Origin of the sequence: Aggregatilinea sp. (assembly GCF_036822615.1) — a bacterium.
Taxonomy (GTDB): domain Bacteria; phylum Chloroflexota; class Anaerolineae; order Aggregatilineales; family Aggregatilineaceae; genus Aggregatilinea.
This window is the reverse complement of the sequence record NZ_DAISHJ010000011.1, coordinates 56992-83886: the sequence shown is the minus strand read 5'-3', so window position 1 is coordinate 83886 and position 26895 is coordinate 56992. Positions and strand designations below refer to the sequence as shown.

The 26895-nt window shown below is 61.8% G+C and carries 19 protein-coding genes; 14 read left to right on the top strand and 5 right to left on the bottom strand.

Features of this window, described 5'->3' with window-relative positions:
• The first annotated feature begins 75 nt into the window (after nucleotides 1–75).
• Entirely contained in the window at nucleotides 76–1917 is a 1842-nt protein-coding gene (locus V7116_RS06010; protein ID WP_324390987.1) for a CASTOR/POLLUX-related putative ion channel, read from the top strand.
• A 130-nt stretch (nucleotides 1918–2047) separates the two neighbouring features.
• Here the strand turns inward: V7116_RS06010 and V7116_RS06005 are convergent, their stop codons facing one another.
• Entirely contained in the window at nucleotides 2048–2734 is a 687-nt protein-coding gene (locus tag V7116_RS06005) for a DedA family protein (RefSeq protein ID WP_324390986.1), read from the bottom strand.
• Nucleotides 2735–3082: 348 nt separating this feature from the next.
• Here V7116_RS06005 and V7116_RS06000 point away from each other — a divergent pair, with 348 nt between their 5' ends.
• Together V7116_RS06000 and V7116_RS05995 are read left to right on the top strand one after the other, a co-directional pair.
• Nucleotides 3083–4525: an FAD-binding oxidoreductase gene (locus V7116_RS06000; RefSeq protein WP_324390985.1), complete on the top strand. Its 1443-nt coding sequence runs from the start codon at nucleotides 3083–3085 to the stop codon at nucleotides 4523–4525.
• Between the two features lie 223 nt (nucleotides 4526–4748).
• Nucleotides 4749–6815 (top strand): PP2C family protein-serine/threonine phosphatase, encoded by a 2067-nt coding sequence (locus tag V7116_RS05995; protein WP_324390984.1) that lies wholly within the window; start codon nucleotides 4749–4751, stop codon nucleotides 6813–6815.
• A 9-nt stretch (nucleotides 6816–6824) separates the two neighbouring features.
• Here the strand turns inward: V7116_RS05995 and V7116_RS05990 are convergent, their stop codons facing one another.
• Nucleotides 6825–7613 carry a hypothetical protein gene (locus tag V7116_RS05990; protein ID WP_324390983.1) on the bottom strand — a complete coding sequence of 263 codons (789 nt, stop codon included), beginning with the start codon at nucleotides 7611–7613 and terminating at the stop codon, nucleotides 6825–6827.
• A gap of 190 nt (nucleotides 7614–7803) precedes the next feature.
• On the opposite strand from V7116_RS05990, the gene V7116_RS05985 reads away from it, so the two are divergent.
• From V7116_RS05985 to V7116_RS05960, 6 genes are all read left to right on the top strand, one after another.
• Entirely contained in the window at nucleotides 7804–7977 is a 174-nt protein-coding gene (locus V7116_RS05985) for a hypothetical protein (protein ID WP_324390982.1), read from the top strand.
• A 608-nt stretch (nucleotides 7978–8585) separates the two neighbouring features.
• Nucleotides 8586–8885, top strand: coding sequence for a hypothetical protein (locus V7116_RS05980; RefSeq protein ID WP_324390981.1), 300 nt, complete (start codon nucleotides 8586–8588; stop codon nucleotides 8883–8885).
• Between the two features lie 325 nt (nucleotides 8886–9210).
• Nucleotides 9211–10488 carry an extracellular solute-binding protein gene (locus tag V7116_RS05975; RefSeq protein ID WP_324390980.1) on the top strand — a complete coding sequence of 426 codons (1278 nt, stop codon included), beginning with the start codon at nucleotides 9211–9213 and terminating at the stop codon, nucleotides 10486–10488.
• Nucleotides 10489–10591: 103 nt separating this feature from the next.
• Nucleotides 10592–11527, top strand: a complete 936-nt coding sequence (locus V7116_RS05970; protein WP_324390979.1) for a carbohydrate ABC transporter permease — start codon at nucleotides 10592–10594, stop codon at nucleotides 11525–11527.
• The gene (locus tag V7116_RS05965; RefSeq protein ID WP_324390978.1) at nucleotides 11517–12356 is read left to right on the top strand and encodes a carbohydrate ABC transporter permease; all 840 of its coding nucleotides are present in this window, start codon (nucleotides 11517–11519) and stop codon (nucleotides 12354–12356) included. Before V7116_RS05970 ends, V7116_RS05965 begins: the two co-directional genes overlap by 11 nt.
• Before the next feature lie 142 nt (nucleotides 12357–12498).
• Nucleotides 12499–14856, top strand: a complete 2358-nt coding sequence (locus tag V7116_RS05960; protein ID WP_324390977.1) for a LuxR C-terminal-related transcriptional regulator — start codon at nucleotides 12499–12501, stop codon at nucleotides 14854–14856.
• 518 nt (nucleotides 14857–15374) lie between these two features.
• On the opposite strand, the gene V7116_RS05955 is transcribed toward V7116_RS05960, so the two are convergent.
• Nucleotides 15375–15926, bottom strand: coding sequence for a GNAT family N-acetyltransferase (locus V7116_RS05955; protein WP_324390976.1), 552 nt, complete (start codon nucleotides 15924–15926; stop codon nucleotides 15375–15377).
• A gap of 257 nt (nucleotides 15927–16183) precedes the next feature.
• On the opposite strand from V7116_RS05955, the gene V7116_RS05950 reads away from it, so the two are divergent.
• The gene (locus V7116_RS05950; RefSeq protein ID WP_324390975.1) at nucleotides 16184–17365 is read left to right on the top strand and encodes an MFS transporter; all 1182 of its coding nucleotides are present in this window, start codon (nucleotides 16184–16186) and stop codon (nucleotides 17363–17365) included.
• 98 nt (nucleotides 17366–17463) lie between these two features.
• On the opposite strand, the gene V7116_RS05945 is transcribed toward V7116_RS05950, so the two are convergent.
• Entirely contained in the window at nucleotides 17464–19374 is a 1911-nt protein-coding gene (locus V7116_RS05945; protein WP_324390974.1) for a S9 family peptidase, read from the bottom strand.
• A gap of 12 nt (nucleotides 19375–19386) precedes the next feature.
• Nucleotides 19387–21717 carry an NB-ARC domain-containing protein gene (locus tag V7116_RS05940; RefSeq protein WP_324390973.1) on the bottom strand — a complete coding sequence of 777 codons (2331 nt, stop codon included), beginning with the start codon at nucleotides 21715–21717 and terminating at the stop codon, nucleotides 19387–19389.
• Nucleotides 21718–22085: 368 nt separating this feature from the next.
• On the opposite strand from V7116_RS05940, the gene V7116_RS05935 reads away from it, so the two are divergent.
• From V7116_RS05935 to V7116_RS05920, 4 genes are all read left to right on the top strand, one after another.
• Nucleotides 22086–23768, top strand: a complete 1683-nt coding sequence (locus V7116_RS05935; RefSeq protein ID WP_324390972.1) for a peptide ABC transporter substrate-binding protein — start codon at nucleotides 22086–22088, stop codon at nucleotides 23766–23768.
• A gap of 76 nt (nucleotides 23769–23844) precedes the next feature.
• On the top strand, nucleotides 23845–24858 hold the full coding sequence (locus V7116_RS05930) for an ABC transporter permease (protein WP_324390971.1): 1014 nt from the start codon (nucleotides 23845–23847) through the stop codon (nucleotides 24856–24858).
• A gap of 23 nt (nucleotides 24859–24881) precedes the next feature.
• A complete protein-coding gene (locus V7116_RS05925) occupies nucleotides 24882–25937 on the top strand; it encodes an ABC transporter permease (RefSeq protein ID WP_324390970.1) in 1056 nt (351 codons plus the stop codon).
• A 45-nt stretch (nucleotides 25938–25982) separates the two neighbouring features.
• Complete coding sequence (locus V7116_RS05920) at nucleotides 25983–26888, top strand: glycyl-radical enzyme activating protein (protein WP_324390969.1); 906 nt, start codon at nucleotides 25983–25985, stop codon at nucleotides 26886–26888.
• Nucleotides 26889–26895: the final 7 nt, after the last annotated feature.

The following is a 26895-nucleotide window of genomic DNA, read 5'->3' as shown; positions in this document are numbered from 1 at the left end:
CCACAGATGAAGGTGACCTGGCGGGAACGGTTTAGATATGCATTCGACAACACGTTATCCAGAGGGCCCATTGCGTTGGGGGGATGGCTGGGCCTGGCATCGGCGCTGTTGGTGGCGCTCACGACGCTGGTGGTGTGGCTGGTCGACGGCGAGCACCGTCTGAAGCCGCTGACGATATTTTGGGACATTCTCTTTCAGGCGCTGACGCCCAATCCGGTGGCGACCGACGCCGGATCGGTTCCTTTTCTGCTGGCGATGCTGTTCATCACGCTGGGCAGCCTGTTCATGGTGAGCATCCTGATCGGCATCCTGGTCACCGGGATCGAGGACCGGCTGCACTCGCTGCGCAAGGGCCGCTCGCGCGTGCTGGAACGCGACCACACTGTCATCCTCGGCTGGAACGAGCACATTTTCACCATTATTTCAGAGCTGATGATCGCAAACGAAAATCAGCCGAAATCCAGGTCGTGCATCGTGATCCTGGGCGACAAAGACAAGGTGGAAATGGAGGATGAGATCCAGGAAAAGATCCACTCCAACGGCCATACGCGCGTCGTGTGCCGTAGCGGCAGCCCGATCGATCACTTCGATCTCGAACTCGTGAACCTGAACGCCGCCCGCTCGATTATCGTGCTGGAGCCCGACGACAATGACCCGGACGCGCAGGTGATCAAGGTCATGCTGGCGATCGTGAACAATCGCAGCCGCCGGACCGAGCCGTACCTGATTGTGGCCGAGATCCACGATCCGCATAACCTGGACGCGGCGCGGCTGGCCGCCGGGGACGAGGCGGAGCTGGTGCTCGTGGGACGCCTAACATCACGGATCATCGCCCAGACGTGCCGCCGTTCGGGCCTATCCACGGTTTACACCGAGTTATTGAACTTCGAGGGGGACGAGATCTATTTCCAGGCGGAGCCTGATCTGATGGGCAAAACGTTTGGCGAGGCGTTGTTCGCCTATGAGGACTCGGCGGTTGTGGGCATTCGTCTCAAAGGGGACGGGCCAAAACTGAACCCGCCAATGGATACCTGTATTCAGGACGGAGACCTCATCATCGCCTTGTCCGAAGACGACGACACGATCCGGCTGTCGGGCATCAAGGACCCGGCGGTGGATACGGATGCCATCGTGTGCTGCCCGCCCGTTGTGCTCCAGCCCGAGCGTACGCTGGTGCTTGGATGGAATTGGCGCGCGTCCACGGTCGTCGTAGAGTTGGATCATTATGTGGCTCCCGGATCGCTGATCACCGTTGTTGCGGAAGATCCGGACATCGGGGGAACAGTCAGCGCATTGGGCAGCCAGCTCACTAACGCATCCCTGGAGTTCAAGCAGGGCAACACGACCGACCGCCGTACGCTGCTCGCTCTCGGCGTCAAGACGTACCAGCACGTCATCGTGCTGTCGTATTCCGACGCGCTGCCGATGCAAAAAGCGGATGCGCGCACGCTGGTCACGCTGCTGCACCTGCGGGATATTGCGGGGAAGTCCTCGCAGCGGTTCTCCATCGTCAGCGAGATGCTCGACGAGCGCAACCGCGATCTGGCCGAAGTCACCCAGGCGGACGACTTCATCGTCAGCGGCAAGCTGTCGAGCCTGCTGCTGGCGCAGATCTCCGAGAACCGCGAGCTTCACGCCGTCTTCGAGGATGTGTTCGACGCGGAAGGAGCGGAAGTGTACCTCAATCCCGCTTCCGACTACGTGCAGCCGGGCATGCCGGTGAACTTTTATACCGTGCTGACGGCGGCATTGTGGCGCAATGAGACAGCGATCGGCTACCGGCTGCACGCGGATGCCAACGATCCCGACAAGGGCTATGGCGTCGTGGCGAACCCCAAAAAATCGGTTAAGGTCACGTTTGGCGAAAAGGACCGGATCATCGTCCTGGCGGAAAACGAACGTCGATCTGCGCAGTGAACGCCGGGGAGCCTAAAAACAATACGCGCCCGGTGCGCCGCCAACGAGGCGGTGTGTCCAGGCGCGGAATCGATCGTATGAGGGGGCTGCAACGGTCTCCGGGGGCAGCCTTCAAGCCGGGTGGGCGGATTTATTCGTTGACCACGTTCTCCAACACCGCTTGATCAACACCCTGCACTTTGGAGTGACGCTTGTTCTGGATGTATTCGTACGCCAGCGGAACCAGCGACAGGCCGATGATCACGAAGATCGTGTAGTGGAAGTTGTTCTTGATGATCGACATGTTGCCAAAGAAGTAGCCGCCCAGGGTAAAGATCGCCACCCACAGCGACCCGCCGATGACGTTGTAGAGCAGAAACTTCTCGTAGTGCATCGTCCCAACACCTGCCACGAACGGGGCAAAGGTGCGCACGATGGGGACGAAACGCGCCAGGATGATCGTTTTCCCGCCGTGCTTGGCGTAGAACTTCTCGGTTTTGTCGATGTGGTCCTGGTTGATGAACCGGATACGCGGGTTGTCTACGAGCTTATGCCCGAAGAAATGCCCGATCCAATAGTTGGCCGTATCGCCCACGATGGCCGCAATCGCCAGCACACCGACGATCAGCCAGATGTTCAGCGAACCCAACGCGGCAATTGCGCCTGCCGCGAACAGCAGCGAGTCGCCCGGCAAAAACGGCGTAACGACGAACCCTGTTTCCGCAAAGATCACAGCGAACAGCACGCCATAGGTCAGCATGCCGTAATCGGTCACCAGTTCGGTCAGGTGCGTGTCAATGTGTAAAACGAAGTCGATGAGCCATTTGATTGCGTCCATGGCGGCCAATTATAGCAGAACGATCAAGGCGATCAAACATTGGCTGGCGGGGGCTGCGCGAGCAAGCAAACGCCCCGTCGAGCTGCCCCGGGTTACAGTGCGCGGCATCAGATAGGTTGAGTCTATTGTTGACATTTTGGAAGAAAATCATATACTTTATTAAGTAGAACGTCTGTGCTATCCATGTGCAGACTTTTATGTTTGTACGGGCCGCTGATCGGTTGCAACCCGAGGATGCTTCAGCGCGCATCGCCCTCGACCATCGCCCTGATTGAATGCCGAAAGGATCGATCCGGTTCTCGGCTGTCTAGAACAGTATCACGGTGTTCGGCTAACAGGAGAGCAATGATGTCACTTGATAACATGAGCGCCACGAGCCGCGCAGGCAGCGGTTCGCACGGCAGTGCGGCTGCGCAAGAGCTTTCAATTCCAGACCTGCGCGCAGCGATCAAGGGGCGCGTGATTGCGCCGGGCGAACCCGGCTACGATGAATCGCGCACGACCTTCTACGGAGGCTTCGACCGGCACCCGGCGGTCGTCGTGCGGGCAGCGGATGCGAACGATGTGGCGCATGTGGTGCTGCTTGCGCGCGAAACGGGCATGGAGCTGGCGATCCGCAGCGGCGGACACAGCAGCGCCGGGCACAGCGTCTCGGATGGGGGCATCGTGCTTGATCTGGGAGACATGCGGTCGCTCGACATTGATCCCGAACGCCATACGGCGTGGGCCGAGGCGGGCCTGACCACAGGCGAATACACGTCGGCGGCATCGGCTTATGGGCTGGCGACCGGCTTTGGGGACACGGGTTCGGTGGGCATTGGCGGTATCACGCTGGGCGGCGGGTTCGGATACCTCGCGCGCAAGTACGGCCTGACGATTGACGATCTGCTGGCGGCTGAGATCGTGACCGCCGACGGCCAGATCCTTCAGGTGGATGCCGAGACATACCCGGATCTCTTCTGGGCCATCCGGGGCGGGGGCGGCAACTTCGGGGTGGTGACGCGGTTCCAGTACCGCCTGCACGACGTGGATACGATTGTCGGTGGGATGCTGTTGCTGCCCGCGACGCCGGAAGTCATCAGCGGGTTTGTCGCGGCGGCAGAGGCTGCGCCGGATGAACTCTCGACCATTGCCAACGTGATGGTCGCGCCGCCGTTCCCCTTCCTGCCGAGCGAGTATCACGGCCAGTTGATCGTGATGGCTATGCTGGTCTATGCCGGGGAGGTCGAGGCCGGACAGCGCGCCATCGCGCCGTTCCGCGCGCTGACGACGCCGCTGGCCGACATGGTGCGCTCGATGCATTACCCGGAGATCTACCCGCACGAGGAGGGGGGATACCATCCGGTCGGCACTGCGCGGACCCTCTTCGTGGATTCGTTCGACGTGCAGGATGCAAAGCTGGCCATCGAGCGCCTGAAGCAATCCACCGCGAATATGTCCGTGGTGCAGATCCGCGTGTTGGGCGGCGCGATGGCGCGCGTGCCGGACGACGCGACTGCATTCGGCTATCGCCAGCGGCGGATCATGGTGAACGTGGCGACGCTCTACAGTCCCACCGACGACGCATCCGTGCACGCCGCCTGGGTCAAGGATCTATCTGACGCGCTCAGCAAGGGCAGCGCCGACGCTTACGTCAACTTTATTGGCGACGAGGGCGCGGCGCGCGTGCATGACGCTTATCCGCAAAAGACCTGGGACCGGCTGGTGGCCATCAAAACACGCTACGACCCGACGAACCTGTTCCACCTTAACCAAAACATTCCGCCTTCGAACGGCAGCGCGCCGCTCTAGGCGCACCGATCGGCGGGAGGAAACCCCGCAGGCGGTTCCGGTAAACGAACAGCAAAAAGGCCCTCGCAGTTCGGCAGAGGGCCTTTTGTATGGCTCACCGTGGCGGCTGTGAACTTTCCCCTGGTAAAAATCCCGGCAGCCGGGAACAATGAAGTTCGGTTTACACTAGACACAAGGTGTTGAACCAGACTGCTGTATTATGCCGGAATCAGGAGACTGGCCGATGCAAAGGGATCGCTTGTGGAATACAGCCATTCGTTTGCGCCCATCCTTAAACACACTGGACGAGTACGAACGGGTTACGGCCTTTATGGAGATGATCCCGCTGTTTTTCACCGGGCCAACCGCTCTGATTGCGGTCGTGTGGACGGTGGCTGTCACGCAGCCCGACGTGATAGCGGATCACTGGCTGCCTCTCCTGGTGCTGCTGGCGGCGCAAATCACGATGGACTGGCTGCCGATCGTGATCTACATCGAACAGGACGACGTGCCCGATATCCCCACGAGCGGATCGCTGTCTGAAATCGCACTGTGGGGCGCGATTCTCCTCTATGGCCCGACGGTGCTGTGGCTGGGCGTGATCGCGCAGATCGTGATCGGACTGCGCACCGTATGGCAGCAGCGGCAGTTGGGGCGAAATCTGTTCTGGCTGGCGCTGTCGGGAATCACGCAGGGTGTTGGGAATCAGATATTCGCCAGCGCGGTGGCGCTGGTCGTTTACGAAGCGGCAGGCGGCGCTTATCCGCTGTCTGGCCTGGACGTGCGCGATATCGCTCCGGCGGCGCTGGCGGCGTTGGTCGCTCTGGTATTGAACGTGCTGCTGTTATACCCGCTTATCCGGTACATCAATCATTTCCAGGCCGGGGCGACGCCGGGTAGCATGCGGCGCTGGTGGCTGCTGGTCGGGGCGCTGAGCATTTGTGTCACGCCGTTTGGCATCCTGGCGGCGCTGCTTTATACCGAGGCCAGCCCGGGCATCTTCTTTTTCTACATGGGCGGCGTGGTGCTGGTGGACTTCCTCGCGTACCGCCTCAGCATCGCCAATACGCGCAGCCGCCAGCGGGCCCGCGAGATGACCGAGCTTGAGGCGTTGGGCGAGGCGATCATCAAAGCGCCGCCGGATGGCACGCTGCTGCCGGATATTCTGACTGCGCACGTCACGCGGATGTTCCCCAACGCGCGGTACGAAATTCGCCTGTTCGACCGTCCCGGTGCTGCTCAGACGCTTGGCGTGGCGCCCTTTGCGGTGCTGTCCTCACCGGGACGGCTGCCCGTCGATCCCTCCGTATGGGAACGATTGTGCCAGTCTGGCGAGAGCTTCACGCTGGAACGCGACGTGATCTTGCCGGGCACACACAGCGTGTATGGTCACGCGATCGTCGTCAGGATTACGGCGGGCGGTCCTGACGATGGCTCGCCGCAGTGCGTTGGCGGCATTTACCTGCTGCGTCCGAAAGGCAGCCGCCTTCTTGATCCGCTGGCGGCGGTGCAGGCGCTTGCCTCGCAGATCGGCTCGGCGCTGTACCGGGTGCAGGCGCACCGGGAAGCGCTCACGCGGCAGCGCATGGCTCAGGAACTGGACGTGGCGGGGCGCATCCAGACCACCTTCATGCCGGATCACCTGCCCGATTTCGCGGGGTGGACTCTGGCGGGCGGATTGGTGTCGGCACGGGAAACGTCCGGCGACTTTTTCGATTTCATCGATCTGGGGACGGGGCGGTTGGGTCTTGTTGTCGCGGACGTGTCTGACAAGGGAACCGGCGCGGCGCTTTACATGGCGCTGAGCCGCACGCTGATTCGTACCTTCACGCTGTACTATCCTGAATCGCCTGCGCAAGCCCTATGCGCGGCTAACGAGCGCCTGTTGAGCGACGCGCGTTCCGACCAGTTCGTGACGGTGTTTTACGGCGTCATCGAGGCAGACGGCACGCTGACCTATGCGAACGCCGGGCACAATCCCGCCTACGTGCTGGAATCGGGCGGCGGGACCGGTCCGCGCACGCTTCAGCGAACGGGTATCCCGCTCGGCCTGTTTCCCGACCGGACCTGGACGGAGCACACAACCCGGCTTGCTCCCGGCGAGACGCTGGTGATGTATTCGGACGGCGTGACGGAAGCGCAGAACCTCTCCGGCGAGGAGTTTGGAAGCGAACGTCTGCTTGAGGCAGTTCAGGCCCATTCCGACAGCGTGCGGCAGGGCTATCAGGCCGTCATGAACGCAATCCGGTTATTTGCGGGTGATGCGCCGCAGTTTGACGACATCACCCTGCTGCTGGCGGCCAAACAGTAGCGCGCTAGATCACGCGGGCGGCTGTGCCGGATGTGTGATTCCGGTGATGGCGACTTCGCTCGCTCCGGTGAGGTCGGGGGCAAACCGATCGCCCGCGCCATCGACCAGCCAGAGGTTGAGGATCAGTGTGGTTTGCCCGCTGCGGGGAATGCGCTCCGCGTCGAAGGCGCGTAGGGACCGGTCGTATCGCCAGATCGCCTGACGATTTTCGGGCGCGGTGGTGTGACCGTGATAGCTTTCGAACACGACGGAATCGGGCTGCCAGCGAATGCAGTGCGTGGAGTAGGCGCCCTCGAAGGCCATTGCAAAGCGCTTCGCGTATGATTTTCCATCGCCGCGCTGGACGACAAACTGGGCATTATTCGGGGCATCCGGCTCGCCCCACAGCGAGAACTCGATGTCCAGCTCGTGCGCGTCGTCTTCGTACAGAAACATGCCAAACACAAGGGCCGCATCCAGCCCGTCCAGCGCCGCATCCACATAAAAACAGTAATCGCCATATGGGACCGGATCGCTGGTGAACATCTCCGTGCTGTACCACGTGCCGCCGTCCGAATGGGTACGCAGGGTCACCTGATCGGCCTCCCCATCTCGATCTGTGTCTTCAAAGGCTGCCGCTTCCGGCCCATCCCACCACAGGTTGTACCCGCCGGAAGGCGGCGCTCCCTGTTCGCTGCGCGTATACCATTCCAGCCCGGCGAACGTGTGGGGGCCGCTGGCGCGCGCCGAAGACGAGCCGGACGCACCGGGGAGCACGATCAATATGCACAGGGCGAGGATCAGGGCGTGGTTTCGCATCGGATTGATGTCCTTTGTGCCGGAACCCGGCAGTTACGATGAACTTTCCGTTTGCCTGTGGATGAACGGCCCGCTTCAGGTTCTTGATGGCGGCGCGCGTGGTAGCCATTCAGAGAGATAGCATCATGGCCCTTATTTTGCCTGACGCCGCACGGCGATTGGCCTGTATTTTGCATCGTTTCTGCGGCATGTGGTGCTGCCCAATGCCGGTACTTTTAGCTACGTGGTTGCCGCCGGGGAAACACTGGTGGGTATGGCGGCGTTTTTCGGCTGCTTCATGAACGCCAACTATCTGCTTGCCGGATCGGTTAGCAGCAACCCGGCCCTGTTTATTCTGGCCCTGCTTCTTGTGCTCGCCTGGTGACTTACGGGGTGGTGGGGCCTGGATCGCTGGATCCTGCCTGCGTTGGGCACGCCGTGGTGCCCTGGATGTGTGTTTCATGAGCCAGCGCCGCCCAGAGCGCGTGATGTGTCTGCACCAAGTCACTGAGGCGCGTAGAGCGGAATAGCCCGGAAGTGTGCCGGGTGCACCATCATCGATCGTGTACCCATTTTCTTGTTGTGCGATAACTCACTTCAGAGAGTGGTATCAGTCGGTTATGGTAGCAGGGTGGCGCTCTCCGGCGACCTGCTGATTCAACGTGCTGTTGTGGCTTGCTCTGTGAAGGGAATCGCTACGAATAACGACGTATTTCCTCGCTCAGATTTATAAGCGATCAAATTATGTGCTATAATAATAAACAACACATGTACTCATACACTGTGTCGTTCTTTTTCTGCAATCAATTTCTTCTCCTGCTGGTTAGCCAATGAGGCGATGCGGCGAACGGGCATGTGCATCCTCATATTGCCCTTGTTCGGGGTGCCGTGTCTGGCGGCCAGCGCCCGTTGCCCGCAGCGAATGCATGGAATGGTGATCCTGAGCGCATGTGCAGCATAAGTTCATCTATAACTGAGTGGTGAGGGATTACGGTGAAAACTGAACGAGAAAAGCTGAAGCAGCAAATTATCGTGCTTATCCAGCGGAATGGGCACCCTCTTCGGTATGACGACCTTGCCGAACGCCTGGCGTTACCCGACACGATCGCACTTGATGACCTGATCGCTGAACTCGTGATTGAGCGGCGGCTGAGCAAGTCCTATACGTTCCAGGCGAACGGTGCGCCCGATTGTACGTATGACAGTCGCGACAATACGCGGCGCAATGAGTCGAGCGATGGAGCCTTCGCGCGTGCGAGTCACGGGCCTGCGTCGCCGATTGATGGGGGGTAGCCGCCCCCTCGATTGTTTTGTGCTTAACACTCCGTGCGAGCGGAAAGATCGACGGTGGCAGGAAGCGCCTAAGGCTTCGCATCTTTGATACTGTTTTGCCGCTGCCCCGTGCGCTTATACCGCACGGGACAGTTGGGCGATCCGTTGTGATGCGCAGTCTCAAATGAATAATTTCCCCGGCGCGACAGTATAACCCTATCGTTTTTCCATACATCTGATTGCCTGACACGAATGCTCCCTAGCAATCGAGGGTATTGTTGTATAGTATTGTCATGCTCCACGCTTGCTCTGTGGTTTGCAAATGAGTGAAGGGATATAAAAGCTCATGAAGCTCAAGCACAGTTTGATCCTTATCCTGATTGTTGCGCTGATTATTCCAGCGCTTCCGGCTGCCGCGCAGGACGAGGAGGTCACCCTGGTCGTCTGGGACAACTGGGTCCGTGATGCCGAACAGGAAATGATCGAGACCCTCAACGCCGAGTTTGAAGCGGCGCATCCTGGCGTGACCATCCAGCGGGAAGTGTACGCTACCGACGATCTGACCGACATTCTGCCGCTCGAACTGTCGAGCGACTCCGGCCCCGACGTTGCGATGATCAACCAGGGCTACACCGGCATGGGCGCGTTGGTGCAGGCTGGTCTGCTGCTGCCGCTGAACGATTATGCGGATCAGTACGATTGGTGGAGCCGCTATGCGGAAGGGCTGCACAGCCGCAACAGCTTCAGCGAAGATGGCACGCAGTTCGGCGTGGGCAATCTCTACGGCGTGTCGAACACGGCGGAAGTGGTCGGCGTGTACTATCACCGCGACATCTTCGAGCAGTACGGCCTTGAGATCCCCCAGACCCTCGACGAGATGGAAGCCCTGATGGATACGCTGGTTGCGGATGGCGTTACGCCCATCGCATTTGGCAGCCTGGACGGGTGGCCCGCGATCCATGAATTCAGCGTGCTCCAGGGTGTGTATACTATGCTCGACGAGCTGGACGCGTTCATGTACCGTCTCGAAGGCGGCACGTTCGACACGGAGGCCAACCTTCAGGCCGCGCAGAAGCTGGTCGATTGGGTGGGCAAGGACTACTTTACACCCGGTTTCGCGGGCCTGGACTACGATACGACCACCAGCGAATTCCTGGCCGGGAACGCCGCGATGTGGATCACTGGCAACTGGATGACCGGCACGATCGTCGAAGAGGTTGGCGAGGAGCCGATCGGGTTCTTCCCGTTCCCGTCGGATGAAGCGGGCGTTCCGGCGATTGTGCCCGGCGGCGTTGGGCTGGCTTACGGCATCCGCGCGGGCAGCGAACATGCCGATCTCGCGGCGGAATACATCGACCTCATCACCGGCCCGCGCGCGGCGGAGCTGCTGTTCGAGCGCGGTTTCTTCCCTGCGACCGCGATCGATACCAGCCTGCTGACCGAAGGCACGCTGACGGCGGATATGTTCAACGTGTGGTCGGCGGTGAGCGGCGCGAACGCGGTCGGTCACTGGCTGGACTGGACGGCTCCGAACATCGACGCGAACATCCAGGAATTGATGGGTGAGGCGGTTTCTCCGGAGCAGTTTGTTTCGGACGTGGAAGCGGATTACGTTTCCGAGTAGCGCGCTTCGCGGGCTCAATGCAGTATAGTATTCCGAGGGGGTGGCTGCTGCCATCCCCTCATCCTGTTTCTGCCGCCTGTGGCCCACACCAGGAAGGTGAGATGTGATCGAGCGCTTCTACGCGCGTTTGGCCGAAAGTACGGCGCGCCACAGCCGCCCCTACGAGCGTTTCCACTATGCTTACCTCTACATCCTGCCCGGCCTTCTAATTTACTCCGTGTTTGTGCTGCTGCCGATCGGCAACACGGTGCGCTACAGCCTGACCGAGTGGACCGGCTTCAGCGCGCCCACGTACGTTGGGCTGGCGAACTACCGGCGGCTGTTCGAAGACGAAAACTTCTGGAACGCTCTGGGCAACAACGCGTTTTTCGTGATCTTCTATACCATCCTGCCGATTATGCTGGGCCTGTTCCTTACCTCGCTGATGACGCGCAGCAAGCTCAGGGGCATGGTGATTTTCCGCACCGGGTTATTCATTCCCCAGGTGATGAGCGCCGTCGTCGTCGGGATCATCTGGCGCTGGATGTTCGACTATCGCGGCCCGGTCAACCAATTTTTGACCGATGTCGGCCTGAGCAGCGCCGTCAAGCCGTGGCTGGGCGATTTCGTATGGGCGCCGTATGCCGCCGGGCTGGTCGGGACGTGGGTCGAATACGGCCTGTGCATGGTGCTGTTCATCGCCGGGGTGCAGTCCATTTCGGAAGACCTGTACGAAGCGGCCAAAGTAGACGGGGCGAATGCGTGGCACCAGTTCCGCTACGTAACTCTGCCGGGCCTCCAACAGCAGATGCTCGTCGCGTTCGTGCTGACTTTCATCGCCGCGCTGCGCGTCTTCGATCTCGTGTTTGTGTTGACGCGGGGCGGCCCGGGGCGAAAGACGGAAGTGGTCAGCATGTTGATTTACGAGGAAGCGTTCGAGTATCACCACGCGGGCTACGCGTCCGCGATGGCATTTGTGATGACCGTGATCATCGTCAGCGTATCGGCCACGGTGTTTTACCTGCAGTCACGGCAAGAAGGGGCTGAAAATGCGAGCTAGCCGCAGCCAGCAGTTGTTGACCTATGGCATCCTTACCGTGTTTTTGTTCGTGGCCGTGATGCCCTTTGCCGGAAATTTGCTGACCTCGCTCAAGGGGCGGACCGAGCTTTCGGGCGGGTTGTTCACGCTGCCGGAAAGCTGGCTGTGGAGCAACTATTCGGACGCCTGGCAGGGCGCGCGTTTCGGGGACTTTTTCATCAACAGCCTCGTTGTGGTCGTTCCGGTCGTGCTGGTCTCGCTGATTCTCTCGATGCTGTCCGGGTATGCGTTCGGCATGATGTCGTTCCCCGGCCAGAATTTGCTGCTGCTGGTGATTATCCTGGGGCTGATGGCGCCGCACGAGGCGGTGATCATCTCCGTCTGGCACCTGATGGACCAGCTTCACCTGCGGAACTCATACTACGCGCTGATTCTGCCACAGATCGCGCTGAGCTTTTCGTTCGGCACGTTCTGGATGCGCGCCCACTTCAAGGGCATCCCACGCGATCTGGTCGATGCGGCGGTGGTCGATGGCTGCACCACGTCGCCGTTTTCGCCGCGCAACGTGCTGTGGCGGATTTTGCTGCCGCTGTCCGGTCCGGCGCTGATGTCGCTGGTGGTGTTGATCTTCATGTGGACGTGGAACGAGTTTTTCCTGGTGCTCGTGCTGGGCGATAGCGCCCACCGCACGCTGCCGGTCGGGTTGGCGCTGCTGCGCGGGCAGTATTCATCGAACGTCCCGGTGATGGCTGCCGCTTCGACCATCGTTTCGCTGCCGGTGCTGGTACTCTATTTCCTGTTCCAGCGGCATTTTATCCAGGGCATCGCGTCGGGTGCGGTAAAGGGGTAGCGGGCGGACGACTCCGGCTTTGGCAGCGGCCTGATTCTGAATCCTCGGAAAACAATGGTAAGATAGGTCTTATCCGAACCATGACCACGCTTGATGGCTCGGATTGATTGATTTCCGCCGGGCGAGTACGGGTAGCTGCTTCTTGGACGACCTCCGTCAGCCGACACTGCTCAATCCCCTGACCGAACGCGAGATCGAGATTCTGCGCCTGCTGTACCAGCGGCTTTCGAATCGTGAGATCGCGCAGCGTTTGACGCTGTCCGTAACCACGGTCAAATGGTATGCGCGCCAGATCTACAACAAGCTGGGCGTTTCGACGCGCGCCGAGGCCGTCGCCCGCGCGCAGGCGCTCAAACTCCTGGAGCCTGACGAATCCTCCCAAGAAAATGAGGCGGATTTTATCCGCCCGACACGGCATAATCTGCCCGCTCTGGTGACGCCGTTTATTGGGCGCGACCACGAGATCTCGGAAGTCAAGCGCTTGCTGGCGGCCAGCCGCCTGTTGACCCTGACCGGCCCCGGCGGGACCGGCAAATCGCGGTTGGCGCTGCAAGTTGCGGCTGAGTGCCTGGGCGATTTCCCGGACGGCGTGTTTTTCATCGCGCTCTCGTCTCTGCGCGATTCCTTGCATGTCGCCAAAGCAATAGCTGAGGCGCTGGACGTGAGCGAAACCGAAGACGAATCGCTGCCACAGGCGCTCCAACGCACGCTCAAAGACAACCGGACGCTGCTGCTGCTCGACAATTTCGAGCATCTGCTCGAAGCCGCGCCACTCGTGCTGAAACTGCTCACGACTGCGCCGGGCCTGAAGGCGCTGGTGACCAGCCGCGAAACGCTGCACCTCTATGGCGAGCAGGAATATTCCGTGCCGCCGCTGGCGCTGCCCGATCCGTCCGAACAGTCCTCCTCGCGGCTGCTGAAAAACGAGGCGATCGCGCTGTTTGTGCAGCGAGCACAGACGGCGAGTGCATCCTTCCAGCTTACGGATGACAACGCGTCGGCGGTGGTCCAGATTTGCCGCCGACTGGATGGCCTGCCGCTGGCGATCGAGCTGGCCGCGGCCCGGATCAAGCTGTTCGAGCCGCAGGCGCTGCTCAACCGGATCGACAGCCACCCCGGTGTGCTGGTCAGCAGCGCATTGGACCTCCCGGCGCGCCAGCAGACGCTTCACAATACGATTGACTGGAGCTATGTGCTGCTCGACCCGCCGGAGCAGGCGTTGTTCTGCCAGTTGGCGGTGTTTCGTGGCGGCTGCTCGCTGGACGCGATCGAGGCAGTATGCCAGACAGGGGATCTCGATCTCCTGGCCGGGATCGAGTCACTGTGCGACAAAAGCCTGATTCGCCGTATGCCCGCGCCCGACGGCGATCCCCGTTTCACCATGCTGCAAACCATCCGCGACTTTGCCAAAGAACGGTTGGAGCAGGGCGGTGAGGGCCGGGCGACACGCAGGCGGCACGCGGAGTATTTTCTGGCGCAGGCGCAGCAGGCCGACCGCGAGCTGCACTCCGCCCGGCAGATCGAGTGGCTCCGGCGGCTGGAAGTGGAGCACGACAACCTGCGCGCCGCGCTGGATTGGGCGCTGGCGGATCGTGCGCCGCTGCTCGGACTGGAACTGGCGGGGCGGCTGGGCTGGTTCTGGTTTCTGCGGAATCATGCGGCGGAAGGACGGCAGCGCTGCACGCTGGCACTGACCAAGAATCCAGACGCGCCGCCCGCGCTGCGCTCGAAGGTATTGACGATGCTGGCGGGGCGGTTGGCCTCGAACCAGGGCGATCCCGATGCCGCGCGGGGCATGCTCGAAGAAGCGGTCGATTTGGCCTGCGCCAGCGGTGACTGGCAGCAGATGGGCTGGGCATCGGGGTTCCTGGGCCTGAATCACGTGCGCGCCGGGCGCGACGATCTGATCGAGCCGTGTTACGTCGAGGCGCTGCGCTGTTTTGAGGCGGCAGGCGACCGGTTCGGCATCGGGTGGACGCAAAACGCGTTGGGCGAGACGGCACGTATGCGCCGCGATTTCCCCCGCGCCGCCAGCCACTACCAGAACGGGATGGCTGCTTTCAAGGCACTGGGCAACGAGTGGGGCATCAGCACGACGGCGCGGAACATCGCCTGGACCGCGCTGCGCCTGGACGACTTGAAAGGCGCGGAGCAGAACTTCAGGGCGGCGATCCTGGGTGAACTGAAGTTGAGCCGGGGCGAGCGGGTGGCGCATTCGCTGGCGGGCATGGCGGCTATCTACGAAAAACGCGGCAGTCCCGAACGGGCCGCGCGCCTGCTGGGCGCGAGCGAGGCGATGTTGGATAACGCCAGCATCCACCTTTTCCCCGTCGATCGCCTGGAGGTGTCGATTACGATCGATGCAACGCGGGCACGTCTGGGCGAGGACGCGTTTCAGGCGGCGTGGGACATAGGTCGCGGCATGACGCTCGAACAGGCGATCACCGAGGCGATCGGCGCTTACAACAAAGACAGCGTGTCTCGCATGACGCTCGTTTGATCCGCGCGGAGTCGAATTCCCCTCCTCGGCGGCTCTAATCCCTCCTGAATCCCTTCTTTCGGACTGGTGACGCGGCCCACATAAGCGGCTATCCTGACTGTATCGACCGTGGGAGCGCTGTGGCCCTCTTTTCGTTGGGCGTCGCGGCGGCATAACCGGCGGAGGACATCATGGTCACTCGCAGCACAATCAGGACCACGCAAAGTATCGTTATTGCCGAGCCTCGTTTTCGCGTTCTGAGCGTGGTGCGGGATTGGCTTCACCGCCGCCGCGAACGGGCGGTGTTGGCCCAGTATCACCGGAGCCGGGCGGTGCGCTCCGAACACGCAGGTGCATATAACATCCGGCTGCACCTCTAACCGTACTGTTTGCTGCTCCCGAAGCAGGCTTGCATTTGTGCGAGCCTGCTTTTTTGATCCGGGTGATCGGTATTGCTCACGCGGCGTCGAGAATCAAAAGCGCCGGTACACAGGGATCCGGCGCTTGATGGTTTGGATAAGGTGGGAGTAGGGCAGGGTTCAAAGGTAGTAGGCCATTTCCAACGAATCGACGTAGACATTGTCGCCTTCCTCCGGGAGTTGGTAGGCCAGGTGGCGGTAGCCTTCGCTGACGAAGCCCATGCGCTCGTACAGACGGATCGCGCCGGTATTACGTGCGAGCACCTCCAGCTCCACGCGCCGGATCATCGGCTGCCGTCTGGCCCAATCCAGCGCTACGTCCAACAGGGCGCTGCCGATGCCTGCCCCGCGATAGCCGCGCCGCACGTTGAGATGCAGCAGGGTAGAGTGGCGGTTGAAGAGGGTGTTTCCGCCTTCCAGCCCGGCGACCCCGAGAATCTTACCGTCCGCTTCTGCAATAATCAGCACCGAGTTTTCCTGCTCTTTATAGCGCTGGATCATTTTGCGCTGTGCGGCGACGGTGAGCGGGAAGATTCCGTCCCGAACCCCGGTATTGTTGCCCGGCTCCATGGCGATTTGGGAGAAATAGATGCTGAGCTTCTTTGCATCCGCTTCAGTTGCCTGCCGGATTGCCATTCTGACCGCTGCGAATTCCTGCGTTCCGATAGCCATGCGCTTCTCTCCTGTTGGTCGGTGTGCCCGCCCATAATGCCTGGGTTGGAACTGCGGCGGACGTTTTATAGGCTACCGCCAAACGGGTGGGCGATCACCACTCAAAAGGGAGGGATCAGGGAGGGGGGAGGGCGTGAATCCGCCCACTTTACGGGGATTCAGCCTTATCATAACACTGAGCTAACTCGAAACCGGACACTCGTCCAGGTTCCCACATCGCACCCACGTCCATGTCGGGTAGAAGCCAAGAGGAATCGATGTCACATAAGCAACTGCTCTCCCTGTTATTCTGCAACGTAGCCGTGTTTTCAGTGGGCAACGCGCTGCTGCCGCTGATCCCGATCCGGGCAACCCGCCTGGGGGCCGACTCCACGTTGGCCGGGATCTATCTTGCTGCGGCATTCGCGGCGCTGGCGATCGGGACCGTGATCTCCGGTACGCTCTCCAGCCGGTTTCACCGCCGCCGGATCTTTATCGCAGTCGGCGCACTGGTGAATGTCCCGATGCTGCTGCTGGTCGGGCAGGCGAAAACGGCTCCGCTGCTGGGCGTGTTCGTGACTGTGACGTGGTTCATGGCCGGGCTTCAGATCGCCATGGCCTCGATTCTCGCGGCGATGGCCGCCGACAAACGCCAGCTTGGGCGCACATTCGGCATCCTCGGCGCAGGCCCGGCGCTCGGCCAGTTGATCAGCGGCGTGATTGCCGGGCCGTTGGACGATCGCTGGGGCTTCGAGGCGGTGTGTATCGTGTTTGCCGGGGTGGCGGTGCTGCCCGCGCTGCTCGCGCTGCGCCTGGAAGATGGACGGACCGGCGCGGCGCCGTTTGTGAAGACGCAGACGATGGAAATGGTGGCTACCGGCAGCCCGCGTTTGTTCCTGTTGATGGGCGCGGCGGTGCTGGTGAACATCGCTAACTTCATCGCCGTGATGGGCAAGCCGCTGCTGATGGATTCGCTGGCGTTCGATTCCGCGGCGGTGACCAGCACTGTGGCGATCAGCGGGGCGGCGAGCCTGCCCGTGCCGCTGCTGATGGGCTGGCTGTCGGATCGCTGGGGGCGGCATTCAGTGCTGCAAGGCGCGTACCTGTGCGCCGTGGTCGGTGTGGGAATGCTGGCGTTCTCCACGCAGTTGTGGCACTTCTGGCTGTCGCAGATTTTGTGCACGCTGATGGGGGCAGGCATGGCCGCCGGGTCCGCGCTGGTGGCCGAGATGGTTCCCTCGCGCCAGATGAGCACCGCCGTCGCCGCGTACTCAGCGACTCCCTGGATCGGCGGTGTGGTGGGCTGCGCCACAGGCGGCGCAGCGATCGGCGCGGTGGGCGCGCCGCTGACCTTCGGGACCGGGGCCGCGCTGGCTGTGATGGCGATCGTGCTGGTGGCCGCGCTGCGTCCCCGCCAGCCGGTACTGCGCCCCACGGCGATTCGCGCCACGCAGCACTAACCGACCTGTTCATCCCGCTGTGGAGACCAAAAGCGCCTGCTGTCTATTGAACGGGACAGCAGGCGCTTTGATTCCAGACCCAACCGGCCCGGATGGAATTACTCGGCCAACAGGTAGCGATCGACCCAGGCGGCGATGCGCTGCATCAGGTCGATCTGGTGGGGGCGCTCCCTGAAGCCGTGCGGCTCGCGCGGATAAAACACCAATTCTGCCGGAACCTGATGGTAACGCAGCGCGGTGTAAAACTCGATGGGCTGCGTCGGCGGCGCGACCTTATCTTCGAGGCCGTGCACCATCAGGGTCGGCGTTTTGACGCGCTCCGTATACGAGATCGGTGAGCGCGAGCGGTGCAGGTCCATCGCGTCGTACACCATCGAGCCAAACATCGTCGTTTGCCACTCGCGGTTGCTGACGACCCCGTAGTTCGACACGTAGTTGGTGATGCAGGCCCCCGCGATGGCGCAGCGGAACCGGTCGGTTTGGGTGACGGCCCAGGTGGTCAGGTAGCCGCCATAGCTCCAGCCGCCCACCGCGATGCGGTCAGGATCGGCCAATCCCTCATCGATCAGTGGATCGATCCCGGCATAAATGTCCTGCCAGTCGCCGCCGCCCAGGTCGCCCACGTTTGCCGCCTGATAGGCCGGGCCGCGTCCCCAGCTCCCGCGCGGATTGGGCATCAGCACGAGGCATCCGCGCGAAATGAGCAGCCGCTCCCAGGCGAGATAGTAATCGGGCACGTAGCACCACGACGGCCCGCCGTGCACGTGTACGAACAGCGGATAGCGGCGGTCGGGCGTGTAGTCCGGCGGGTAAATCAGGAAGCCCTGCACGGGCGCGCCGTCGGGATGCGTCCAATGGCGGCTTTCGACGCGAAGCGGCGGAAACGCCTCCCAATCGACGGGTAGATCGGAGAGCTTACGCCAGCCGCCGCCGTCGGTGAGCGAGCCGAGGTAAATGTCCGGCGGCTCGGTGAAGCTGGCGCGGACCGTGGCGAACTGCCCGCCGCGCGCTGCGCTGATCTGCTGCGCGCCGGTCCCGTTGATGCCGTATTCACCGGACGCGATGATGGTTCGCGTGGCGTTTTGCGGATCGATCTGCCCGATTACGGAACGGTCGATCAGGCGTCCGCCGTAGAGGATGCCCTCCGCGCGCCATTCGATCCAGGTGATGCTGTGGTCGAGGTCCGGCGTCAGGCGGCGCGGCTGTCCGCCCGCAGCAGGGATGGCGAATACATCGCCGGAAACGTTGCCCTCGTCGCTCATCACGCCGGAAACAAAGCCGATCTGCGTACCGTCCGGCGACCACGTAAGCCTGCCCGCCTGATGCTCGATCGCGCACACCTGCCGCATCGCCTGCGACGCGACATCGACGGTATACAACTGGGCGGCGTACCAGCCTTCCATCGGGTTGGGGTGCGCAGCGGCCAGCACGGCCAGCGTCGTGCCGTCCGGCGACAGCGCGTATTCAAAAATGTGCGTCGTGGCCGGAGTCAGCGCGGTGAGGCTGCGGCTTGCTACGTCGCAGCGCCATACACGGTCGAAGCACGGGTTGGCATCCATCACGATCGGATCGGTTGGTGCGGGCGGTTCTGCATCCGGCGCGCCATCGTACAGAAACAGGATTGCGTCGCCGGAGGATGACCACGCGGGATCGTGCGGCTTGCCGCGCAGATCGGTCAGAGGTTGGGCTTCGCCGCCGTCGATGTCCATCACGTAAAGCTGCATGTCGTCTTTGCTCGCCCGGTTCGAAAGGAAGACAAGGCGGCGGCTGTCCGGGGACCAGCGCGGGGCGATGTGGGTGCAGTCGAGCCCGGTCGTGAAGCGCTTCTGGCAGCCGGTGGCCGTGTCGATCAGGTGGATCTCTTTGTGCACGGGCGTATCCTGGTCGGCCATGTAATGCGGACCATAGACGAACGCGACGTGCTGGCCGTCCGGCGAAAGCTGCGCGTCGGACGGGTGATACAGACTTGCCCATGCTTCAATTGGGAACGCCTGCCTTGAACTCGACATGAAGCAGTTACCTCAATTCTGGTAGGTGCGGACGGAGTCCGGTGAATTGGCTTGCTCACGCAATACGATCAGATTTTCGAGCAGCTTTTGCATCTCGCTGGTTTCCGACGACATGCCCAGCCGTTCGAAGTTATCGAGCGCTTCGGCTGCCCAGGTATAGGCTTCGGCGGCGTCGTTTCGCTGCTGGTACAGGTACGCGAAGGTGCGCCGGTACATCGCAATCAGCCGTTTTTCCTTGTTTCGCAGCGCCGGGGGCCAACCTTGATTGAGTAGCTGTTCCGCGAGCGCCAGATGGCCCTGCAAAATGTGGGTGTGCGCCAGCCAGTTCTGGCCGTAAAGCAGCCCGCGCTGCCAGCCGCACGTCTGGGCTTGGGCGAGCATTTCCTGAAAGACCTGTTCGGCGCGGTCGTAATCGCCCATGATCTGCCAGGTTTCCCCCAGGTCGAACAGTGTGGACGTCAGCTCACGCGCGCGCTGTGTTTCGTCAATCTCGGCAGCCAGCAGCAGCGACTCGGACGTGTCGAACCAGTAGTGCGCCTCGGTATATTTCGTCTGGCGTGTCGCCAGCGAGCCGATCAGGGCGGCGGTGCGCGCGGGTTTGGCGGTGGCGGCATGATCGCGCAGGGACCATGCGTGCTGGAGCAGGGTTTCGGCTTCGGTCAGCCGGGCAGGGACACCGGTAATGGTCAGCGTGAATCCTCGCTCGTTCAGCGCCTCCACGACGGTCGCCCAATCGCGCCGGTTTTGCGCCTCGGTCGTAATCCAGGTGAGCAGATCCAGGCGGTCGCTCCAATAGCCGTAGATGTGCGTGAAGTCGCGCACGTTTTGCCACAGCGCCAGCACGTCGCTGTAGCGGCGCGCTTCCATGCACCACTGCGCGACGGCCAGCACGTTGCTCCATTCTTCTTCCAGCACGTCATAGCGGGAGTGCCACTCCTGCCAGTCGATCCCGCCGTAGAACTGCGTGAACTGGAGATACCACTGCACCCAGCGCTCGCGCGCGTTTTGTTCGAGGTCGGGCGCGGATCGCAGCTCGGCCAGCGCGTGCGTGCGCGTCATCGGCTCCAGGTCGAAGCGATCTTTGTCGCGGGTGCACAGCGAAAGCACTTCGAGGTCGCTCAGCGCTTCGTCACGGCGCGCGACGTTGTCCTCGAACCCCGCGATGAAGCCGAGCGCGTCCCGGCGCGCATGGGCGGCGAAGATCGCCAGGATCAGGAACAGGTCGTAGGCGTCGCCGGGCTTGATCAGGGCGATCGTCTTGCCAAAGCAGAAATCGTAGGCGTCGTTGTCGGGGTCGCTGAGGTGCAGCAGCTCGGTCTCGATGCTGCTGCCGCGCCACGCCATGCGCCCGATGGTGCGGATGATCGCCAGGGGCAGGCCGCCCGTGCGCTGCAAAAGCTGCCCGATCTGTTCGTCGGTCATGTGAAGGCAGTTGCGCTCGCATTCCAACAGCACCAGCTCGCACGCCTGGGTGTGATCGAGCGCGTGCAGGTGGATCGGCACGGCCACGTCGATGCGGTGGCGCGTAGTGATGATCGCCTTGCTGGGCGCGGGCAGATCGCGCAGGAAGACCATAAATTCCTGGTCGTCTACGTCTTCGAGGTTGTCGAACATCAGCAGGACGCGCTTTTCGCCCAGCAGGCGCATGGCGATGATGTTCTTTTCGGCCTGGGTCGCCGTGCGAAAGAGCGCGGGCACGTCCAGCAGTTCCGCGATCGCGCGGTAGACGCCGTCGAGATCGGTGAAGGTGGGTTGGCGGCGCACCGGCCCGGTGGGCAGCAGCTCGACGTTTTTTGCCGTCACCCACACGATCGCGTCGAAGCGTTCGTCGGGCGGCAGGTTGGCGTTTTCCTCGTAATAGTGATGCGCGATTTCGAGCGCCAGCGCCGTCTTGCCGACCCCGCCGCCGCCGCTGATACACACGACGCCGACGCGGTGGCGCGGCGAAAGGAACGCCTTGAGGTCTTCCAGCTCGGTTTCGCGCCCGATCAGCTTACGATGCTGGCGGCGCGGCAGGTTGTGCGTCACGGACGACTTGCTGGCCGCGCCGGGACACAGTTCTTCGATCAGGTCCGGCGTGATCGAATGGGTGACCGGTTTGAGGAAGCGCGTCACCCAGTTGTAATCCATGCGCCCGCGCGTGACACACGCCGACGCGAGCAGGCGGATCGTGCGCGCATCCGTAGGCAGCGACGCGCCCTTGCGCCACTTATAGATGGTCCATACGCTGGTGCCGATTTCGTGCCCAAGTTCTTGCTGTAAAACTGTCAGGTCTTTTTTCTCTAAAGCAGCAATACTTTTGAGTCCCTGAGTCAGTAAATCCCCAAATTCGTTTGCACTCATGTGAGGCCCCGTGTTCACCCATCTCGCGGCTGGTCTGGTTGGTTCCAAGCGGATGTGTAGGCGGTCGTCTTTTTAGCATATCATGCGTCGATGCACGCTACAGCACTGCGCGCGGCAAGTCTCCAAAAACTTGGAGACTCTTGCCAAGCACCATGCGGGGAAATCCAAGTATACTGGCTTTAAGTTATCTCTGGCAGGCGGCGCTCCGGCCTGCCTTCAGCCTGTTTTGAGCTAAAGCCCCGACACCCATGCACTCATAGAAGTCACCAACGGCGGCGAGCACCAACACATCAAAAAACGGAACACCAGCACTAGACTGCAATCTCCTGACCTTTTGGTTCAGATGCGCTTAGTGAAAGGATATCCTTGTGAAAACCGTACGCCGCCTTACCGTGCTCGTGTTGGTCATGGTGCTCGTCTTGCCAACCTTCGCAGGTGTTACCTCTGCGCAAGGCGACGGCAAATCGCTCGTCACGGCCTATGGGGTGGGCGATCCCCACAGCATCGATCCGCAGTTGGGGATCGATCAGCGCGACATGACCCTGATCACCCAGCTTTTCCCAGGCTTGACCTGGCAAAATGAAGAATCCCGCGATGTCGAGCTGGCGATGGCGTCCAGCTACGACGTGTCGGAAGATGGAAAGACGTATACCTTCCACCTGCTGGAGCAGGTCCCGTGGGTGCGCTATAACGCCGACAGCGGCGAAGTCGAAGCCCTGACGGACGACAGCGGCGCGCCGCGCTATGTGACGGCGGCTGACTTCGTCTTCGGTTGGACGCGCGCGCTTGACCCCGTAACGGCAGCCCCCGGCGCGTACATGATGGCTCCTTATATCACGGGTGCAGCCGAATTTAACGCAGGTGAAGGCAGCGCTGACGCGCTCGGCCTCAAGGCAGTGGACGACTATACGTTCGAGGTCACCGCACCGGAAGCGGTCGGATACGTGCTGGGCATCTACGGCCTGGGCACGGCGCGCCCCGTCCCGGCGTGGGCGATTGAGGAAAGCGGCGACGTCTGGACCGAGCCGGAAAACATCGCCACCTATGGCCCGTTCGCGCTCAAGGAATGGTCGCACGACGAGAGCATCACCTTCGTGAAGAATCCGTTCTGGCCGGGGTCCGAAGGCATCGGGCAGGCGAACGTGGACGAACTCACCATCCGTTTCATGGACGAATCGGTGCAGCTTCGTGAATTCGAGGCGGGTGGCATGGACGTGATTTACGCGCCCGCGACCGACCTGGACCGCATTCGCGCCGATTCGACGCTGAGCAGCGAACTATCGATCGTGCCCGACCTGTGCTCGCAGGCGTGGGGCTTCAACACCGAAAAACCGCCGTTCGACAACGTGCACATTCGCCGTGCGTTCAGCTACGCGGTGGACCGCCAGAGCCTGATCGACTTCGTGACCAAGGGCGGCGAGATCCCTGCGCGCTGGTTCACCCCGCCCAGCATTTCGCTGGCCCCAACTCTGGAAGATAACCCTGACCTGGGCATCGCGTTCGATCCCGAGATGGCCCAGCAGGAGCTGGCGCTCGGTCTGGCGGACCTGGGCCTGGAGTCGGCGGACGATCTGCCCGCGATCACGGTGGTGTTCGGCAACACCGAACTGCTCAGCGCCACGGCGCAGGCCCTTCAGGTGATGTGGGAAGAAGCGTTGGGCATTCGCGTCGAACTGTCCGCGCTCGATACGACCACCTACTGGTCCACGTTGGAAGAAGATGCGGGCCAGATCTACCGTGCAGGCTGGTGCCCGGACTACAACGACGCCAATAACTACCTGCGCGATGTGATGCGCTCCGACTCACTCTACAATTACGGCCACTGGAACAGCCCGGAATTCGACCAGATTGTGGACGAAGCCCGGCTGCTGACCGACCCGGAACAGCGCCGCGAGCTGTATGCGCAGGCCGAGCAGTTGATGGTGGTGGACGAAGCCGCGCTTATGCCGCTGTACTGGCCGATCACGGCGATGCTGACCCAGCCCGATGTGACCCGCACCTACGCGACGACGCACATCGAAGCGTACTGGAAGTGGGATCTCAACCAGTAGTCCGACCCTCACACGCGGTCTTTCAGACAGGGGGCGTTCCGCGGAACGCCCCCGTTAAAAGTTTACGGGAGAGGCGATGAGCGAGTTTATCACCCGGCGCGTGCTGTGGATGGTCTTCGTATTGTTTGTCGTGACGGTGATCACCTTTATTCTCATGCACGCCGTACCGGGCGGACCCTTTAGTACTGAAAAAGCGCTTCCCGAAAGCACCATCGAGCAGTTGAATGAAAAGTACAACCTCGACGATCCGCTGGTGATGCAGTACGTCGAGTATATGAAGGACATCCTGATCCCGGTGGTCATGACCGGGCAGCAGCAGAAGTCGCTCGATCACGAATACCTGATCAATATCAGCCTGCCGTTTGACGACAATGCCACGCTGCGATGGGTGAACTTCGGGCCGTCGTACAAGTCCGTCAGCCGCCCGGTGAACGACATCTTCCGGGAGAATCTGCCAATCTCCGCCCAGCTTGGCGTGTTGGGGGTGCTGATCGCGGCGTGCATCGGTATCCCGCTGGGCGTCATCGCCGGTCTCAAGCGCAATACGGTGTACGACTACGCCGGGATGGGCATCGCGGTGCTGGGCGTTTCCGTCCCCGTGATCATTATGGCCCCGGTGCTGCAATATGTATTCGGCGTGCTGCTGGGCTGGCTGCCGGTGACGGGGTGGGGCGAGCCGAAGCAGATGATTCTGCCCACCTTCGCCCTCGGATTCAGCCAGTCGGCGGTGTTGGCGCGCCTGACGCGGGCCAGTATGCTGCAGGTGATGCACGAGGATTACATCCGCACGGCGCGCGCGAAGGGTCTCAGAGAGCGGCGTGTTGTGGTGGTCCACGTGCTGAAAAACAGCATGATCCCCGTGATCACGGTCATCGGGCCGATGCTGGCTTACCTCATGGCCGGGACGTTTGTCGTCGAGACGATTTTTGCGATTCCCGGCATGGGCAAGTTCTTCGTCACCAGCATCACGGGCCGTGACTATCCCGTCATCATGGGCACGATTTTGGTGATGGCGATCTTCCTGGTGCTCGCCAACGTGATCGTTGACGTCGTGTACGCCTGGATCGATCCCCGCATCCGTTTCACATGAGCCACCACACCGGAGACCAAGCTATGGCAACAACTCAGGTTCAAGGCCAGCCGATGGAACCCGTGGCGGCACCCGATAACGTCGTCCAACTGCGCGACTGTGAGCAGGGACGCAGCCTGACGGCGGATGCGCTGCGCCGGTTGGTGCGCAACCGTGCCGCTGTGCTGGGCGCGATCATCATCGTGCTCAACGTCTTTGTGGCGATCTTCGCGCCGTTCTTTGCGCCCAAAGGCTATGATGAGGCCTCCTTCCGCGACAACAACGCGGTACACTCGTGGATGACGCACGTCTTCCCGAACATGAAGCCCGTTTCCGAGGGTGGCTACGTGACGGTCAACGACGACTATTTGCTCGGCGCGGATGCGCTGGGGCGCGACCTGCTCAGCCGGATCATTTACGGGGCGCGGGTATCGCTGGCCGTGGCGTTTATCGGCCCCGCGATCTCGCTGAGCCTGGGCCTGCTGGTCGGCGTGACCGCCGGGTACATGGGCGGCAAGGTCGATAACCTGTTGATGCGGCTCGTGGACATCATGTATGCGTTCCCGACGTACCTGCTGATCATCCTGCTGATGGCGTTTTTCCGGTTCGCCAAACCCGAGTCGGGCACTTTCGCCGGGGCGTTGAGCGATCTCGACGCGGCGCTGGGCGGCATGTTTTTCATCTTCATCGGGATCGGCCTGACGTCGTGGATGGGCACGGCGCGCCTGTCGCGCGGGCTGGTGCTGTGCGTGCGTGAAATGACCTACGTGGAGGCGGCGCGGGCGACCGGCGCGCGCACCGGCTGGATCATCGTGCATCACATTCTGCCCAACATCATCGGGCCGCTGGTGGTCACGGAAACGCTGAACATTCCCAGCTATATCTCCTACGAAGCGTTTTTGAGCTTCATCGGCCTGGGCGTGAATCCCCCCAGACCGAGCTGGGGAGGTATGATTTCCGAGGGGGCGCAGAAGATCCAGACGTATCCCTTCCAGGCGATTTTCCCGGCCCTGGCGCTGTTTATGGTGATGTTTGCCTTTAACTTCCTGGGCGACGGGCTGCGCGACGCGGTCGATCCGCGCCTGCGCGGAGTGGAATAGGAGCCGTATTCGACACGGCCATAGATCGAGAGAGTCAAACCAGGCGTGAGCAGCGGCATCGTTTTCGACATCCAGAAATTTTCGCTTCACGATGGACCCGGTATTCGCACGACGGTTTTTCTAAAGGGCTGCGGGCTACGCTGTTGGTGGTGCCATAACCCCGAAAGCCAGCGTCCCCGGCCCGAACTTCTGCTGCGCGCCGAAGCGTGCATCCGCTGCGGGGCGTGCGTGGTGGAATGCCCGCAGAGCGCGATTACGTGGAACGGCACGGACTTCGTGACCGACCGCGAGATCTGCGCGCGCTGCGGAACATGCACGGCGGCCTGTGTGGCCGACGCCCGCGAGATGGTTGGGCGCGAGATGACGGTCGAGCAGGTTATGGACGACGTACTGCGCGACGTGTTGTTTTATGACCAGTCGGGCGGCGGTGTGACGTTTTCCGGCGGGGAGCCGCTGCTGCAAGACGAGTTCCTGCTGGATTTGCTGCGCGCGTGCAAGGCCCACGACCTGCACACGGTCGTGGATACGTGCGGCTATGCCAGCGCCGAAACGCTCGACCGCGTGCGGCCCTACGTGGACCTGTTCCTCTACGACCTGAAGTCGATGGACGAGCGCCGCCACCGCGAGGTAACTGGTGCGTCCAATGCGCTGGTGCTTGAAAATCTGAAGCGGCTGGCCGAGCACGGGCACGCGGTCGTGCTGCGCGTCCCGATCATCCCCCACGTCAACGACGACGAAGACAACCTACGCCAGCTTGGCACGCTGGCGCGCAGCCTGCCGAACGTCCGGCAGGTTAATATTCTCCCCTATCATAAGCTGGGCGCGGAGAAGTACGACCGCCTGAGCCGGTCGAACCCCATGCCCGAAACGCAAGAACCATCTGCGGACCAGATGGCAGCGATCAAACAATTCCTGGAAACATTCGGTCTCAACGTGACCATAGGAGGATAACCGGATG